13 protein-coding genes and 3 tRNA genes are annotated in these 15,555 nt (G+C 62.6%); 9 read left to right on the top strand and 7 right to left on the bottom strand.

Features of this window, described 5'->3' with window-relative positions; translation table 11 throughout:
* Positions 1 to 64: 64 nt before the first annotated feature.
* Together glpD and QD356_RS08950 are read right to left on the bottom strand one after the other, a co-directional pair.
* Entirely contained in the window at positions 65 to 1,567 is a 1,503-nt protein-coding gene (glpD, locus tag QD356_RS08955; RefSeq protein WP_192837606.1) for a glycerol-3-phosphate dehydrogenase, read from the bottom strand.
* A 626-nt stretch (positions 1,568 to 2,193) separates the two neighbouring features.
* Positions 2,194 to 2,985: a DeoR/GlpR family transcriptional regulator gene (locus tag QD356_RS08950; RefSeq protein WP_192837607.1), complete on the bottom strand. Its 792-nt coding sequence runs from the start codon at positions 2,983 to 2,985 to the stop codon at positions 2,194 to 2,196.
* Between the two features lie 471 nt (positions 2,986 to 3,456).
* Between QD356_RS08950 and glpK the strand changes: the two genes are divergently transcribed.
* The 6 genes from glpK to QD356_RS08920 all read left to right on the top strand — a co-directional run bounded on the left by glpK (position 3,457) and on the right by QD356_RS08920 (position 7,323).
* Positions 3,457 to 4,989 (top strand): glycerol kinase GlpK, encoded by a 1,533-nt coding sequence (gene glpK / locus QD356_RS08945; RefSeq protein WP_192837608.1) that lies wholly within the window; start codon positions 3,457 to 3,459, stop codon positions 4,987 to 4,989.
* A gap of 2 nt (positions 4,990 to 4,991) precedes the next feature.
* Positions 4,992 to 5,714, top strand: coding sequence for an MIP/aquaporin family protein (locus QD356_RS08940; protein WP_052384798.1), 723 nt, complete (start codon positions 4,992 to 4,994; stop codon positions 5,712 to 5,714).
* A 216-nt stretch (positions 5,715 to 5,930) separates the two neighbouring features.
* Positions 5,931 to 6,653 (top strand): MIP/aquaporin family protein, encoded by a 723-nt coding sequence (locus QD356_RS08935; protein WP_192837609.1) that lies wholly within the window; start codon positions 5,931 to 5,933, stop codon positions 6,651 to 6,653.
* Between the two features lie 352 nt (positions 6,654 to 7,005).
* A tRNA-Val gene (locus QD356_RS08930) sits at positions 7,006 to 7,082 on the top strand.
* Positions 7,083 to 7,119: 37 nt separating this feature from the next.
* Positions 7,120 to 7,196, top strand: a tRNA-Val gene (locus tag QD356_RS08925).
* Positions 7,197 to 7,246: 50 nt separating this feature from the next.
* A tRNA-Val gene (locus QD356_RS08920) sits at positions 7,247 to 7,323 on the top strand.
* A 114-nt stretch (positions 7,324 to 7,437) separates the two neighbouring features.
* Here QD356_RS08920 and QD356_RS08915 read toward each other — a convergent pair.
* The 5 genes from QD356_RS08915 to QD356_RS08895 form a co-directional block, all read right to left on the bottom strand.
* Entirely contained in the window at positions 7,438 to 8,478 is a 1,041-nt protein-coding gene (locus QD356_RS08915; RefSeq protein ID WP_192837610.1) for an alpha/beta hydrolase, read from the bottom strand.
* 164 nt (positions 8,479 to 8,642) lie between these two features.
* The gene (locus tag QD356_RS08910) at positions 8,643 to 9,131 is read right to left on the bottom strand and encodes a GAF domain-containing protein (protein WP_131432461.1); all 489 of its coding nucleotides are present in this window, start codon (positions 9,129 to 9,131) and stop codon (positions 8,643 to 8,645) included.
* A gap of 218 nt (positions 9,132 to 9,349) precedes the next feature.
* On the bottom strand, positions 9,350 to 10,168 hold the full coding sequence (locus tag QD356_RS08905; protein WP_043335679.1) for a MetQ/NlpA family ABC transporter substrate-binding protein: 819 nt from the start codon (positions 10,166 to 10,168) through the stop codon (positions 9,350 to 9,352).
* Positions 10,169 to 10,328: 160 nt separating this feature from the next.
* Entirely contained in the window at positions 10,329 to 10,982 is a 654-nt protein-coding gene (locus QD356_RS08900) for a methionine ABC transporter permease (protein ID WP_107336314.1), read from the bottom strand.
* Positions 10,963 to 12,006, bottom strand: coding sequence for a methionine ABC transporter ATP-binding protein (locus QD356_RS08895; protein WP_192837611.1), 1,044 nt, complete (start codon positions 12,004 to 12,006; stop codon positions 10,963 to 10,965). The genes QD356_RS08900 and QD356_RS08895 overlap by 20 nt, the downstream gene beginning before the upstream one ends.
* A gap of 691 nt (positions 12,007 to 12,697) precedes the next feature.
* Between QD356_RS08895 and QD356_RS08890 the strand changes: the two genes are divergently transcribed.
* The 3 genes from QD356_RS08890 (at position 12,698) to QD356_RS08880 (ending at position 15,456) form a co-directional block, all read left to right on the top strand.
* The gene (locus tag QD356_RS08890) at positions 12,698 to 13,309 is read left to right on the top strand and encodes a riboflavin synthase subunit alpha (RefSeq protein ID WP_192837842.1); all 612 of its coding nucleotides are present in this window, start codon (positions 12,698 to 12,700) and stop codon (positions 13,307 to 13,309) included.
* 300 nt (positions 13,310 to 13,609) lie between these two features.
* On the top strand, positions 13,610 to 14,911 hold the full coding sequence (locus tag QD356_RS08885) for an NCS2 family permease (RefSeq protein WP_192837612.1): 1,302 nt from the start codon (positions 13,610 to 13,612) through the stop codon (positions 14,909 to 14,911).
* Entirely contained in the window at positions 14,911 to 15,456 is a 546-nt protein-coding gene (locus QD356_RS08880; RefSeq protein WP_043335609.1) for an adenine phosphoribosyltransferase, read from the top strand. Before QD356_RS08885 ends, QD356_RS08880 begins: the two co-directional genes overlap by 1 nt.
* Positions 15,457 to 15,555: the final 99 nt, after the last annotated feature.

Genomic DNA, 15,555 nt, shown 5'->3' with positions numbered 1-15,555 from the left:
AAAAGCCCGCCCCTCCGGCAAGGAGGGGCGGGCTTTCTTTCGCTGATGGCTCAGCCGGTTTTCATCAGGCAGCGCGTGCCAGCAGGCGTTCCTTGAGGTAGTCGCCGATGCGCGTCTTCTGCTCATCGCTCAGGCGCAGTGTCAGCTTGGTGCGGCGCCAGACGACATCCTGCACCTCACGCGCCCATTCGTGCTCGACCAGGTAGTCGATCTCGGCGGCGCTCAGGCCGGCGCCGAAGTCCTCGCCCAGGCCCGCCTCGCTCTTCTTGCCGTCGAGGAAGTGCAGGCACAGGCTGCCGTAGCTTGAGGCGAAGCGTCGGGCGCGTGCTTCGCCGAGGAACGGGTAGTCGCGCTGCAGCTGGCGGGTGAAGGCTGCGCGGCTCTCGATATCGCCACCGGGCAGGGCCTTCTCGTGGGTCCACGGCTCGCCCATGCTCGGCAGCAGCGGCTTGAGGTCTTCGAGTGCCGATTCGGCCAGCTTGCGATAGGTGGTGATCTTGCCGCCGAAGATGGACAGCATCGGTGCGCCGCTGTCATCCAGATGCAGGGTGTAATCACGCGTCATCGCGGACGGGTCTGCCGACTCGTCGTCGCACAGCGGGCGCACGCCGGAGAAGGTCGAGACCACGTCATCGCGGCTCAGCTTGCGCTTGAAGTGATGGTTGACCACCTCGAGCATGTAGTCGGTCTCATCGCTGGAGCAGGCCACCTCGGAGGGGTCGCCCTTGTAGCGCACGTCAGTGGTGCCGATCAGGCTGAAGTCTTCCTGATAGGGCAGCACGAAGACGATGCGCTTGTCCTTGTTCTGCAGGATGAAGGCACGATCGTCGGTGTTGATGCGCGGCACGATCAGGTGGCTGCCCTGGATCATGCGGATGCCGTAGCGCGGCGTGCGTTCGGTGGCGCCCTTGATGAAGGACTCCACCCAAGGGCCTGCCGCATTCACCAGGGTGCGTGCGCGGCGGATGAAAGTCTCGCCGCTGCTGACATCTTCAAGTGTCAGCTCCCAGTGGCCCTCGACATCACGGGCGCCGACACAGCGGGTGCCCGTCATGATCTCGGCGCCTTGCTCGCGCGCCTGCAGTGCATTGGTGATGACCAGACGGGCATCATCGACCCAGCAATCCGAGTATTCGAAGCCTTGGTTGATCTCGCTGACCAGCGGGCTCTGCTCGCCGAACTTGAGGCCCTTGGAGGCTGGCAGGGTCTCGCGCTTGCCGATGTGGTCATACAGGAACAGACCCGCGCGAATCATCCACGCCGGACGCAGATGCGGCTGGTGCGGCAGGATGAAGCGCAGCGGCCAGATGATATGCGGCGCCTTCTTGAGCAGTACCTCGCGCTCCTGCAGGGCTTCGCGCACCAGACGGAACTCGTAGTGCTCCAGATAGCGCAGGCCGCCGTGGATCAGCTTGCTGCTGGCGGAGGAGGTCGCGCTGGCGAGGTCGTTCTGCTCGCACAGGGCCACGCTCAGGCCACGGCCGCTGGCATCGTTGGCGATACCGGCGCCATTGATGCCGCCGCCGATGATGAAGAGGTCAAGAAGTGCATCGTTGTCGCGGGACATGGGCTGCTCCTGCTCGTGCCCGGCGCTACCGGGTGGGGCGAATGAGTCTGCACCGGCAAGGTGCGCGATAATAGGTTTTCGAAAGTGAACATAGCTTAGCAAAAGTCGAACATCAAGGGGATTTTTCTGCGCTGATGGCTTTCGAAAGTGATCATTTGGGCGAGTGTCTGGCAACCGAGGATTGCCTGATATTCAACCTGTTGTCTTGCCGGTGTTTTTTCTCAGTCTCTGATCATGGCGTGACATTTTCATGAAGCGCCTGGCTGTCATGTTGCCGCGCGGGCGGCGCAGACGATGCCCGCAGTGACTGATCAAGCGTCATGACGGGTTATCCGGAGACGAAGCGGTGCCGCTGGGCAGCGGACAGTCAGCAGCTGGGTAGCTTTCGTGATATGCGAGGTTGCATCGGTGCAAAGGGGGCAAAAGGGGGAAAAGGGGGAAAAGGGGGAAAAGGGGCGAGGGGGAAGAAGGAAAGGGGCAAGAAGGAAAGGGGGCGAGGGATAAGGGATGAGAGCCGGGCCAGGCTGCACGTCGGCGTATTGCCTGGCCCCTTGATGCGCGATGACCTGATTGCGCGATGACTTGTTGGTGAGGCGACTAGTGGGTTGGGTGACGCGTCATCGAGCTCAAGTGCCACCACTCTCGTCCGACGACTCGTCACCGGCGACATGCAGCGCGACTTCGTGCTGACGCATCAGGGTCAGGATGCTTTCCGGGGGCTGGATGTCGGTGAAGAGCGCATCGAGCTGACTCAGGTTGCCCTGGCGCACGACCGCATTGCGCTGGAACTTGGAGTGATCCGCGATCAGGAAGACCTGGCGTGAGTTGTGGATGATCGCCTGGGCGACACGCACTTCCTGATAGTCGAATTCCAGCAGCGAGCCATCTTCATCGATGCCGCTGATGCCAATGATCCCGAAGTCGACCTTGAACTGGTTGATGAAGTCGATGGTTGCCTCGCCGATGATGCCGCCATCGCGGGAACGCACCATGCCGCCGGCCACGATGACATTGAAATCCTCCTTGTGCTGGAGGATGGCCGCCACGTTCAGGTTGTTGGTGATGACCTCAAGCCCGTGGTGATCACACAGCGCCTCGGCCACCATCTCGTTGCTGGTGCCGATGTTGATGAACAGCGAGGCGTGGTCAGGAATCTGCCTGGCCAGGGCGGCCGCCATGCGCCGCTTGGCGCCCAGGTTCAATGTCTTGCGGGTGCTGTAGGCGGTGCTGACGGTACTGGACTCAAGCCCCGCGCCCCCGTGCACGCGCTTGAGCGCGCCGGCCTCGGACAGCTGATTGAGGTCGCGACGAATGGTCTGCGGCGTGACCTCGAAGTGACTGGCCAGCTGCTCGATGGAGGCATATCCCTGACGCGTGATCAGTTCGACAATGGCGCGATGGCGCTTTGGCTGCATCATCCTGCTCTCTTGTTGTCAGCGGCTTGCGGATCGTGAGTTCACTTCATGTCAGGAAGCGCGCATCACGGTTGCCGTTGGGGAGTGGGGTCGTCCAGTGAGGCTACATCCTAATCCAACAGGGGGGAGTCAGTGCAATTTGACGAATGGCGTCAAGGTGTTGCGAAGCTGCAACAGGCCATGTCGGCGCATTGGGCATGAGACCAAGGTACAATGATATTGATTGGTAATACGTTTGTGATAGCGCGCATTTGGCGCTAACGTTTGCAGCGATATTCGAAGACGAACATTTCGTGTTCGGTTGTGATGGTTCAAGAGGAAGTGTTCTCGCTGCGCCTGCCAAGCGCGAAGAGGACAAAGCCAACCCGCTTTCTCCTGTCGCCCACACATGATACCCGAGCCAATATAGTGAAGTACCGCAGTCTCCGCTGACGTGTACTCTCAGAAGCAGCCTCGAAGCCAAGGACAGTCATAATGTCTAGCCCCAAGCCAGAGAAAGACTCTCGCGTCGATGGACCCACGCGCATTCTCGCGATCGACCAGGGTACCACCAGCTCCCGCGCCATCCTGTTCGATCGTGAAGGGACGGTGACAGGTCTGGCCCAGGAAGAATTTCCGCAGCATTTCCCGGACAGCGGGTGGGTCGAGCACAACGTCGATGATATCTGGGGATCGGTGAAGCGCACCGTGCGTCAGTCGCTGATCAATACCAATGTCGGCGCCGAGCAGGTGGCCGCCATCGGGATCACCAACCAGCGTGAGACCACCATCGTCTGGGACCGCGAGACCGGCGTGCCGGTCTACAACGCCATCGTCTGGCAGGACCGACGCACCCACGAGTACTGCCGTGAGCTTTCCGATGCCGGTCATGGTGACATGATCCAGCAGAAGACCGGTTTGCTGATCGACCCATATTTCTCCGCGACCAAGCTGCGCTGGATTCTCGAGAACGTCGAAGGCGTCCGCGCACGTGCCGAGAAGGGCGAGCTGGCCTTCGGTACCGTCGACAGCTACCTGATCTGGAAGCTGACCGCCGGCAAGCGTCACGTCACCGATGCCACCAACGCCTCGCGTACCTGCCTGTTCAACATCGTCGAACAGTGCTGGGACAGCGAGCTGCTGGAGCTGTTCGGTATCCCGGAATGCCTGCTGCCGGAAGTGCTGGATTCCAGTGATGATTTCGGCACCACCGATCCGCAGCTGTTCGGGGCGGCAATGCCGATCCGTGGCGTGGCAGGCGATCAGCAGGCGGCGCTGGTCGGGCAGGCCTGTTTCACGCCGGGCATGAGCAAGAGCACCTATGGCACGGGCTGCTTCATGATCATGAACACCGGCGAGAAGATGGAGCTGTCCAGGAACCGTCTGCTCACCACCGTCGGTTATCGCCTCAACGGCAAGCCGACCTTCGCCATGGAAGGCAGCATCTTCGTGGCGGGCGCCACCGTGCAGTGGCTGCGTGATGGCCTGAAGCTGTTCTCCGATGCCTCCGAGACCGAACCGCTGGCGCGTGCGGCCAAGGCCGACCATGGCGTCTACATGGTGCCGGCCTTCACCGGCCTTGGGGCACCGCACTGGGACCCGCAGGCGCGTGGCGCGATTCTGGGGCTGACCCGTGGCACTGGCATCACCGATATCGTGGCGGCCGGCCTGCAGTCGGTGTGCTATCAGACGCGTGACCTGCAGGAGTGCATGCTGGATGACGTGGCCATCAACTGCGCGAATCTGCGCGTGGATGGCGGCATGGTCAGCAACAACTGGGTGATGCAGTTCCTGTCTGACATGCTGGGCGTGAAGGTGGATCGTCCGCGCGTGCTGGAAACCACGGCGCTGGGCGTCGCGTATCTGGCCGGCCTGCATATCGGCTGGTATGAAAGCCTGGATGAGATCAGCGAGCTGTGGCACTGCGAGCGTACCTTCGCGCCGGAAATGGCGGAAGAGCAGCGTGAGCGCCTCTACGCCGGCTGGCTGGAAGCGGTGGAAAGAGTGAAAAGCGACGGAGGCCACTGAGCATGTGGACCGATGTCATGACAGGCGAGTTTCTCGGCTGTCTGTTCCTTATCCTGTTCGGCGGTGGCGTGGTCGCCAATGTGGTGTTGTCTGACACCAAGGGCAATGGTTCCGGCTGGATCGTGATTACCACCGGCTGGGGCTTTGCCGTGATGATCGGCGTATTCGTGGCCGTCTCGACCGGTTCGCCCCAGGCGGACCTCAATCCGGCGGTGACGCTGGCCAAGTATCTGCTCGGGGTGCATGCCACCCTCATGGATGTGGCGCGACATGTCATCGCGCAGATGCTCGGCTGTTTCGCCGGTGCCGTGATGGTGTGGCTGGCCTATCTGCCGCACTGGAAGCGCACCAGCGATGCTGGCCTCAAGCGGGCGGTGTTCTGCACGGACCCGGCAGTCGAGTGTCGTCTGGGCAACATGCTCAGCGAAGTGATCGGGACCGTGGTGCTGATCTTCGGTATCGGCGCCATCGTCGGTTCCGGCACCATCAGCGCTGGCCTGCTGCCGTATCTGGTCGGCATGCTGGTGTGGGCCATCGGCCTCTCGCTGGGTGGTGCGACCGGTTATGCCATCAACCCGGCACGTGATCTGGGCCCGCGTATCGCGCACTCCTTGTTGCCGATCCACGGCAAGGGCGCCTCCGGCTGGGGGTATGCCTGGGTGCCGATCGCCGGCCCCCTGGCGGGTGCCTTGATCGCGGCCTCGATGTGGCATCTGCTGCTGTAACAAATCCTTGCCGCAATCCGCTGGAGTAGCCCCCTGCTCCTGTGGCACTGTAGCCTGACTTCGCCCCGTCCCTCGACGGGGCGAAGTCATTTCGGGTCTCCGCCTTTTCTCGCCATCCCCCGGCGATAGCACCACTCCATCGTCATGGGGCGCGTTCGTGCGGGCGAGAAGTGGCGGTAGACGACTGACAGGGGGCAAGTGGCGGAGGTCATCAAGATGTGGACTGACGTCATGACGGGCGAGTTTCTGGGCACTACCTTCATGATTCTGCTGGGAGGTGGCGTGGTCGCCAATGCGATGCTCAGGGGCACCAAGGGAGCGGGTTCCAGCTGGTTGATGATCAATGCCGGCTGGGGATTTGCCGTGATGGTCGGGGTGCTGGTCTCGACCTCGACGGGGTCGCCCTACGGCGATCTCAATCCGGCGGTGACGATCGCGAAATACCTGCTGGGCGTGCATACCGACGAGCTCAAGGTCGCCAGGATGATGCTGGCGGAGCTGCTGGGCTGCTTCATGGGGGCGGTACTGGTGTGGGCGGCCTATTATCCGCATTGGGAGGTGACCCGAGACCCGCTGCGCAAACGCGCGGTCTTCTGTACTGATCCGGCAGTGGCCAACAAGGCGGCCAATGTCATCAGTGAAGCGATCGCGACGGTGGTGCTCATCTTCGCCATCGGCAGCATGGTCGACAGCGCGCTGATCACCGATCAGGCGCTGCCGTATCTGATCGGTGTGCTGGTCTGGGCGATCGGCCTGTCACTGGGTGGGCCGACCGGCAACGCGATGAACCCGGCGCGTGACCTGGCGCCGCGTATCGCGCATTGGGTGTTGCCGATTGCCGGCAAGGGCAGTTCGGGCTGGCAATATGCCTGGGTGCCGATCGCCGGACCCTTGCTGGGGGCCGTGTTGGCAGCTGTGCTGCGTCGGGTCTTCCTCTAGCCGTCGAGGCGCTGCGGCCAGCCATTGTCGTGTCCGTGCGCTGCCAGCCAACCTTGTGCCATTCGGCAAGAGTGGCTGGCGGCGTAGGGCAGGGCAGGGCAGATCAGATCAGACCGGGTGAGTTCTTTTCAGGCCTGGCCGCGATGACGTGCCTCGCTTGCGTGCCGCACGCGCGGCCGATCCGTGCCCGCTCTGTGTCCGTTCTTTTTACCTGATCATGGCAAGGCGGAATGGCGAGAAAATTTTTTATCATCAGGGGGTTGCATCAAAACGGGAGTTGCGTAGAATACGTCCTCGCTGACAGGGCAAAGCACTTCGCATCACACTGCTTCGCATTTCAGCATGCTGACATAGGACCATAGCTCAGTTGGTTAGAGCGCCACGTTGACATCGTGGAGGTCGGCGGTTCAAATCCGCCTGGTCCTACCAGCATCGGCACTGATGGCAACATCACGCCACTTGATTCAGGACCATAGCTCAGTTGGTTAGAGCGCCACGTTGACATCGTGGAGGTCGGCGGTTCAAATCCGCCTGGTCCTACCAAGCCGTTCCACGGTATGTTTCAAGTGTTCCTATGTCATCTGCCACACTTCAGGACCATAGCTCAGTTGGTTAGAGCGCCACGTTGACATCGTGGAGGTCGGCGGTTCAAATCCGCCTGGTCCTACCAGATTCCAGAAAACGCCCGACTCATCGAGTCGGGCGTTTTCGTGTGCGTGTCCTGAAAATCTGACGCGGGATTGGTGTGTGGCGGCCGCGTGACATCTGGCGCGAGTGGCGACGCTCAGGCAAGCGTCTCGTCGAGGAATTCGCGTGCTTCCTTGAGGGCGGCATTGGCAGCGCTCAGCAGCGGAGCGAAACCGACGAACACATGTGGCATGTCCGGCCACAGGCTCAATGTGACGGGCGAGCCGCAGTCCTGCGCCTGAGTGGCGTAGCGACGGCTGTCATCGAGCAGGATTTCCGCCTCGCCGCACTGGATCAGCGTTGGAGGCAGGTCAAACAGATTTCCCTCCAGTGGCGAGATGCGCGGATCACTCATGTCGGTGCCGTCCTGCACATAGGCCATGCTCACGAAGGGCAGCAGATTGGGGGCGAGGATCGGGTCCACCTCGGCCTTGCGCGACAGCGAGGCGCTGCCCCAGCTGAGGTCCGTGGCGGGCGAGAAGGCGATCACTGCATCCGGCAGCCGCTCACCTGCGCTCTTGAGCGCATTCAGGGCCGCCAGGGTGAGGTTGCCGCCCGCGCTGTCACCGGCCAGCAGCAGGTGGTCCTGCGGGTATTCGTCACACAGCCAGCGCCACGCGGCCAGCACGTCCTGCAGGCCGGCCGGGAAGGCGGCCTCTGGCGCGAGGCGGTAATCCAGGGTGTAGGTCTCGGCGCGTGCCGCTCGGCCCAGACGGCTGGCCAGAGGGCGATGGCCGGCAGGCGAGCCTGCGATCCAGCTGCCACCATGCACATACAGCAGGCGACGCGGGCGCGCTAGTGCATCATCGGGTGCCGGCAATACCTCACAGACACGCTCTCCCTCGCCACCCGGCACCATCGCGAGACGCGGTGTCACGCCGGTGTCGAGAATGCTGGCGTCGGCGGCGAAGTAAGCCTCAAGCAGGGTGCGCTTGGCGCCGAGGTCATTGCCGGTGCGCGCCGTGAAGGCCTTGATACGCTCAAGATGCTTGATGACTCGCTCAAGGCCGGCATGCGCATCGTCGTGATTGTGCAGCGAGGCCTCCGCGTGTGGGGGCGGCGAATCCGGGGATGTAGAGGATGATGTGGAGGGCGAAGTAGAGAGCGACGAGGGATGAGATGGCGACCGGGATGACATGTTTGGCTCCTGTCGGGGGCGAGAGCTCTTAACCTGTCATCTCGCACGGGGCTGTGCAAGGCCTGACAGGCCGCAACGCAAACCGCCCGCCGTGCGAGTGGCGCGGCGGGCGGCAGAGCGTGATGCTGACGTTCCGGCTGTCTGTCAGGCGGGCGCTCAGTTTGTCAGGCAGGAACGCTGTCGAAGTCGCTGGAGGCGATGAAGATCTCGACCAGGCGCTCGATGCCGGCCTGATCCTCTTCGTCGAAGCGCTCGGGGCTCGGGCTGTCCAGGTCCAGCACACCCCACAGCACTTGCTGGCCGTCCTGCTCGATGAGCACCGGGATGACCAGCTCGCTGCGCGAGGCGGCGTCACAGGCGATATGGCCCGGGAAGGCATGCACGTCCGCGACACGCTGGGTGGTGCGCTCGGTGGCGGCGGCGCCACACACGCCCTTGGTGAAGGGAATCGGGTGGCAAGCCGGCTGGCCCTGGAACGGCCCCAGGTGCAGGATTTGCGGCTGACGTTGCACATAGAAGCCTGCCCAGTTGAGGTTCTCCACCGTCATGTTGACGAAGGCGGCCGTCTGGGAGGCGTTGGTCAGCCAGTCGCGGGTATCGAGGATGGCATCCAGCTGGCGGGCCAGCAGTGAATAGTCGGGGCGAGTGGCCATGAGGGCTCCTGAGGGATAGGTAAGGTGGCGAGATGGCGCAAGAATGCGGTCGCGGGTCGCCTGTTTCAAGCGTGTCCTGCGCGTGTGTCTTCTCGCGCTGCGCCGGCATCTGGGCGTGATGAGATGCGTGATGAAATGAGTTATCCACCGGATGCAAAAGCGCCGACCAGTGGTCGGCGCTTTGCGTTCAGGCGTCTGTCAGTGACGTGGGGTGAGGCTTACTTCCAGCCCGGCACCGCCGCGCCCTTGAACAGCTCTTCGGCCTTGGCTTCGACTTCCGGCGTCTGGTAGGCCTTGACCAGCTTCTGCACCTTCTCGCTGTCTTCATCGCCCTGACGCACGACGATCAGGTTGACGTACGGAGACTCGGCGCCTTCACGGATCAGCGCGTCTTCCGGCTTCAAGCCAGCCGGCTGGGCGAAGGTGTTGTTGATGAAGGCCAGGTCGACGTCCGGCAGGATGCGCGGCAGCTGGGCAGCCTCGATTTCCTTGAACTGGTAGTCATGCGGGTTCTTGGCGACGTCGATCGGGGTCGCTTCGAGGTTGCCCTTGTCGGTCAGCTCGATCATGCCCAGGTCGTGCATCAGGATCAGGGAGCGGCCTTCGTTGGAGGGATCGTTAGGCAGGGCGATGGTCGCGCCGTCCGGCAGTTCGCTGATGTCTGCGTACTTCTCGGAGTAGGCACCGATCGGGTACACGAAGGTCTTGCCGGCGCTGGCGAACTTGTAGCCACGCTCACGCACCATGGATTCCATGTACGGCTGGTGCTGGTAGGCGTTGGCGTCCAGAGAGCCATCGGCCAGTGCGGCGTTGGGAGACACGTAGTCGGTGAACTCGGTGATCTCGACGTTCAGGTCGTACTTTTCCTTGGCGATCTCGGCCGCGACCTTCATCACTTCGGTTTCCGGACCTGCGACGGTACCCATCTTGAGGGTGTTCTCGTCGGACGCGTCGTTGCCGCAGCCTGCCAGCAGGGTGGCGCCGAGCAGGGTGGCAGCGCCGGCAAGCCGCAGCGGGGAAGAAAGCGTGGTCAGCATGTTGCGCATTGATGTTCTCCTTGTGATCCGACGTGACCGGCGGGGTCCGCGGGATGTTATGAGTGACGGCTCATGGTGATGAGCCGTCACGATACCGAAAGCCGTGTGATTTGTAGATCGAACGCCACTTCTAGTTCGGTCGCTGCTCATTGGGCGGCGCTTACTTGTGGTTCGACTTGCGCACCAGATGGTCGCCCAGGCTCTGGAAGCCCTGCACCATGACGACGAGGATGACCACGGTCACCAGCATCACCATCGGGTCGAAGCGGTTGTAGCCGTAGCGAATGCCGAGATCCCCCAGGCCGCCGCCACCGACGGTACCGGCCATGGCGGAATAGCTGATCAGCGTCACCACGGTGATGGTCAGACCATTGATGATGCCGCCGCGTGCTTCCGGCAGCAGCACCTTGGTGATGATCTGCATCGGCGTGGCGCCCATGGCCTGTGCGGCCTCGACCAGCCCCGGACCGACTTCATTCAGCGCGCCTTCGATCAGGCGGGCGACGAAGGGAATCGAGGCGATGGTCAGCGGTACGATGGCGGCATTGGTGCCGATCGAGCTGCCCGCGATCAGGCGCGTCAGCGGGATGATCGCCACCATCAGGATGATGAATGGCACCGAGCGACCGATGTTGGTGATGATGCTCAGCACGCTGTTGAGTGCCGGGCGCGCGAGAATCTGGCCGGGGCGCGAGGTATAGAGTGCCACGCCCAGCGGAATGCCGAGTGCCGCGGAGATCAGACCTGCCACCGCGACCATGTACAGGGTCTCGAGGGTGGAGGACAGGACGAGTTCAAGCAGTGCGGGTGACATGACCGAGCACCTCCACTTTCAGGTCGTGGGATTCGAGATAATCGAGCGCTTGCTGGGTCTGGCGGCTATCGCCCATCAGTTCGGCGATCATCAGGCCCAGGGTGCGGTCCTGAATGGATTCCACCTTGGCCTGCAGGATGCTGACATCCACCTGGCATTCACGTGCCAGGCGGGAGATCAGCGGAGTGGAGACGGCGTCGCCGCTGAAGGCCAGGCGCACCACCGGGTGGGTGTGCGGGCCGGCCGTGGCTTCGAGGCGCTCGACCAGCGCACGCGGCGGCTCAAGCTCCAGGAAGTCATTGAGGAACTCGCGGCCAAGGCGGGTCTGCGGTGCGGTGAAGAAATCGCCCACCGAAGCCACTTCCACCAGTTCACCGCCGCTGATCAGGGCGACCTGATCGCAGATGCTCTTGACCACTTCCATCTCGTGGGTGATCAGCAGGATCGTCAGGCCCAGCTTGGTGTTGATGTCCTTGAGCAGCTCAAGGATGGAGGCGGTGGTCTGCGGGTCGAGGGCCGAGGTGGCCTCATCACATAGCAGCACCTTGGGGCGGCTGGCCAGCGCACGGGCGATGGCCACACGCTGTTTCTGACCCCCGGACAGCTGGGCAGGGTACTGGCCGGCCTTGTCGCTCAGGCCGGTCAGCTCCAGCAATGGCTCGACGCGCTTTTTGATCTCGTCCTTCGAGATGCCAGCCAGCTCCAGCGGCAATGCCACATTGGCGAAGACCGTGCGTGAGGAGAGCAGATTGAAGTGCTGGAAGATCATGCCGATCTGGTGACGAGCGCTGCGCAGGGCGGACTCGTCGAGCTCGGTCAGTTCCTGGCCATCGACGACGACGCTACCGGCGGTGGGGCGTTCGAGCAGATTGACGCAGCGAATGAGGGTCGACTTGCCGGCACCGGACAGGCCGATGACACCGGTAATGGCGCCCTGAGGGACCGTGAGGCTGGCATCCTTGAGCGCGACCACGGCCTTGTCACCACTGCCGTAAGTCTTGGAGACGTTCTTGAGTGTGATCATGGGGGTCCGAGTGGTTAAGGCACCAACCGGATTGCGGGCGAAGGTCTGTAGAGGACAGAACGTTCTGCCGGCGTCTGCGCACATGGCAGACAGCGAAGAGGGGAGCGATCCAGTGGGGAGAAAAAAGACCACCCAAGACGGGTGGCCATCAACGCTGGACACACCCTTTTAGCAGAACTTGCACCCCGTGAGACCAGCTCTCGTGGTGGGCGCCCGCAATCCGGGTACAAATCGGCGCCAAACAGATTTGAGGCGCATTCTATCAGTCACCTTGGGGGTGTCAACGACTTTGGTCTTGCGCTGGAAGTTTATTCGAACTGTCGTTCGATATGGCAATTTGGCGATACGCCCTGTAAGCCATTTCTTACAAGGCTCTTGTCGTGACGCGGGTTTCAACAGGCATCGACGGCTCTCCTGTCTTGACGGTCAGTCGGGGATGAGTTGCGGCCCGCTCCGCGCTCGCCGTGACAGCCGTGCTCGCCTGTTACGGGAGACGGGAGACGGGAGACGGGAAGCGGGTGGCGAGGGCGACAACGCCGCGCACTCCCACGGCAGACAACGCCAGCATGTCGACGGCTAGTCCACCATGCTAGGATTTCGGCTGGGCATGCCGGTCATCTCGCTGCTGCATGCCGTCCCTTATTCACGGCTTCTCGACAGCAAGAAGCAGCAGTGCAAGGAAAGATCACGCATGTTCACGGGTATCGTACAAGGCATGGCGGAAGTGGTGGCCATTGAAGAGCGCACTGACTTTCGCACGCATCAGGTCCGGTTGCCGGCGGGGCTGGAGGCGGGGCTGGAGCTGGGGGCCTCGGTGGCACACAACGGTTGCTGTCTGACCGTGACGGCGCTTGAGGGTCAACTGGCCAGCTTTGACCTGATGCGCGAGACGCTGCGTCTGACCAATCTGGGCGAGCTTGAGGTGGGCAGCGTCGTGAACGTGGAGCGAGCGGCACGCTTCGGCGACGAGATCGGCGGGCACTCGATGTCCGGACACGTGATGGCGATGGTGACCATCGATGCCATCGAGGCCACTTCGGACAATCGGCGTATCTGGTTCCAGGCGCCGGCCGAGCTGATGCGTTTTCTGTTCGACAAGGGCTATGTGGGACTTGACGGTGTCAGCCTGACGATCGGTGAGGTGCAGGGCACACGCTTCTGCGTCAATCTGATTCCTGAGACGCTCGAGCGCACCCTGATGGGCGTGCGCGCCGTCGGTGATCAGGTCAACCTTGAAGTCGACCCGCAGACCCAGGCCATTGTCGAGACCGTCGAGCGGGTCATGGCCTCCCGACTGGCATGAGGCTTGCAGGTCTGCAGCGGATCAACTCACTGGCAGGACGCCAGAACTCGTCTGACTGGTCAGGAAATATGCCGGGAATGCTCGATTCGCTGCAGACCTTTGGGTACCATGTTGCGCCTTTCGATGCCCTGCCGCTGGCGGGGCATCGTGGTTCAGGCAGGCTGAACAGGGGAAAGGCTTCATCCGACGCCCTGTGCGGCATACCTGTCCGAGCGAGTTCGTCTTGATCTGCTGATTCTGACAATCACCGACCACTGCGCCTTGCCGGACAGGCACTGCTCAAGGATAGGGGCTACCTCAATGCTGGAACGTCTTTTCAAGCTCTCCGAGCACGGTACCAATGTGCGTACCGAAGTCATCGCAGGATTTACCTCCTTCCTCGCGATGGCCTATATCATCTTCGTGGCTCCCTCGATGCTGGCCTCCACCGGCATGGATCACGGTGCCGTGTTCGTCGCGACCTGTCTGGCGGCCGCCATCGGCTGTCTGGTCATGGGCCTTTACGCCAACTACCCGATCGCGCTGGCGCCGGGCATGGGGCTGACGGCCTTCTTCACCTATACGGTCGCCGGCCAGATGGGCGTGCCCTGGCAGGTCGCGCTGGGCGCGGTCTTCCTGTCCGGGGTGAGCTTCTTCCTGCTGTCCGCCTTCAAGATTCGCGAGTGGATCATCAATGCCATTCCCGCCTCGCTGAAGACCGGCATCGCCGCGGGCATCGGCCTGTTCATGGCGATCATCGCCCTGCAGGGCAGCGGCATCGTCGTCGACGCTCCCGGCACGCTGGTCACGCTGGGCGATCTATCCTCGCCGGCGGCCATGTATGCATTGCTCTCGTTCTTTTTGATCGTCGCGCTGTCCTACCGCAAGGTGATCGGTGCGGTGATGATCGGCATACTGCTCGTCACGCTGCTGGCGACCCTGACCGGCAACAACGATTTCCATGGCTTTGCCTCGATGCCGCCGAGCATGCTGCCGACGCTGGCGGAACTTGATATCGCCGGCGCCTTCAATCTGGGCATGGTGTCGATCATCTTCGCCTTCCTGTTCGTCGATCTGTTCGATACCTCGGGCACGCTGATCGCTGTCTCCCAGCAGGCTGGCCTGACCAATGAACGTGGCCATCTGCCGCGGCTGGGACGGGCCTTGATGGCAGATTCCAGTGCCACCATGGTCGGCTCTGTCATGGGCACCTCGAACGTGACCAGCTACATCGAATCCGCCACTGGCGTGGCCGCCGGCGGACGTACCGGCCTGACGGCCGTGGTCGTGGCCGGCCTGTTCCTCGTCAGCCTGTTCCTGTCGCCGCTGGCGACCTCGATTCCGGCCTTCGCCACTGCCGGTGCGCTGCTGTATGTCGCCTGCCTGATGACGGGCGGCCTGGCACGCATCGACTGGAACGACATTACTGAAGCGGCACCGGTGGTGATCGCCACCCTGGTGATGCCGCTGACCTACTCGATTGCCAACGGGATCGCGCTGGGCTTCATCAGCTACGCCGTGATCAAGCTGTTCTCCGGCCGTTATCGTGATCTGAGCCCGGGGCTGGTGATTCTCGCCATCCTGTTCGCCTGCAAATACCTGTTCCTCGACGGAGCCCTCTAATGAGCATCTACAGCGACTACATCAAGTCTGTCATCCGCACCGTGCCGGACTGGCCCCAGGAAGGCGTCAATTTCCGTGACATCACGCCGGTGCTGCAGAACTCCGCCGCGTTCCGCAAGCTGATCGACTCCTTCGTGCACCGCTATCAGGAGATGGAAATCGACGCCATCGCCGCCATCGATGCGCGTGGCTTCATCATCGGTGCTCCGCTGGCCTACGAGCTGGGCTGCAGCTTCGTGCCGGTGCGCAAGAAGGGCAAGCTGCCGTTCAAGACCATCAGCGAGACCTACTCGCTGGAATATGGTGAGTCCACCGTCGAGCTGCACTCCGATGCCTTCCGTGAAGGCGATCGCATCCTGGTGATGGATGATCTGATCGCTACCGGCGGCACCATGCTGGCGGCCTGCAAGCTGATCGAGCGCACCGGTGGTGTGGTCGTCGAGACGGCAGCCATCATCGATCTGCCGGAAATCGGCGGCTCCGCGCGCATTCGTGAAGAAGGCCACAGTGTCTTCGCGGCGTGCAGCTTCACCGAATCCGAGTAATGCCGGCTTGACGCGATGGCCCTGTCTTCTGGCAGGGCCATCGTCGTTGCTGCGGGCAGCGAATCTGAGGCCCTTGTCCGCGCTCCGGCGTGGCTGAGT

The sequence above is a fragment of the Cobetia sp. 2AS genome, assembly GCF_029846355.1.
GTDB lineage: Bacteria > Pseudomonadota > Gammaproteobacteria > Pseudomonadales > Halomonadaceae > Cobetia > Cobetia amphilecti.
Note: the sequence above shows the minus strand (reverse complement) of the source record. Positions and strands in the feature narration are given on the sequence as shown.

Coding starts and splice junctions, on each gene's coding strand:
- QD356_RS08895 (WP_192837611.1), bottom strand. CDS start 12,006: ATGATCACACTCAAGAACGTCTCCAAGACTTACGGCAGTGGTGACAAG.
- QD356_RS08900 (WP_107336314.1), bottom strand. CDS start 10,982: ATGTCACCCGCACTGCTTGAACTCGTCCTGTCCTCCACCCTCGAGACC.
- QD356_RS08915 (WP_192837610.1), bottom strand. CDS start 8,478: ATGTCATCCCGGTCGCCATCTCATCCCTCGTCGCTCTCTACTTCGCCC.
- QD356_RS08935 (WP_192837609.1), top strand. CDS start 5,931: ATGTGGACTGACGTCATGACGGGCGAGTTTCTGGGCACTACCTTCATG.
- QD356_RS08940 (WP_052384798.1), top strand. CDS start 4,992: ATGTGGACCGATGTCATGACAGGCGAGTTTCTCGGCTGTCTGTTCCTT.
- QD356_RS08885 (WP_192837612.1), top strand. CDS start 13,610: ATGCTGGAACGTCTTTTCAAGCTCTCCGAGCACGGTACCAATGTGCGT.
- QD356_RS08880 (WP_043335609.1), top strand. CDS start 14,911: ATGAGCATCTACAGCGACTACATCAAGTCTGTCATCCGCACCGTGCCG.
- QD356_RS08905 (WP_043335679.1), bottom strand. CDS start 10,168: ATGCTGACCACGCTTTCTTCCCCGCTGCGGCTTGCCGGCGCTGCCACC.
- QD356_RS08890 (WP_192837842.1), top strand. CDS start 12,698: ATGTTCACGGGTATCGTACAAGGCATGGCGGAAGTGGTGGCCATTGAA.
- glpK (WP_192837608.1), top strand. CDS start 3,457: ATGTCTAGCCCCAAGCCAGAGAAAGACTCTCGCGTCGATGGACCCACG.
- QD356_RS08950 (WP_192837607.1), bottom strand. CDS start 2,985: ATGATGCAGCCAAAGCGCCATCGCGCCATTGTCGAACTGATCACGCGT.
- glpD (WP_192837606.1), bottom strand. CDS start 1,567: ATGTCCCGCGACAACGATGCACTTCTTGACCTCTTCATCATCGGCGGC.
- QD356_RS08910 (WP_131432461.1), bottom strand. CDS start 9,131: ATGGCCACTCGCCCCGACTATTCACTGCTGGCCCGCCAGCTGGATGCC.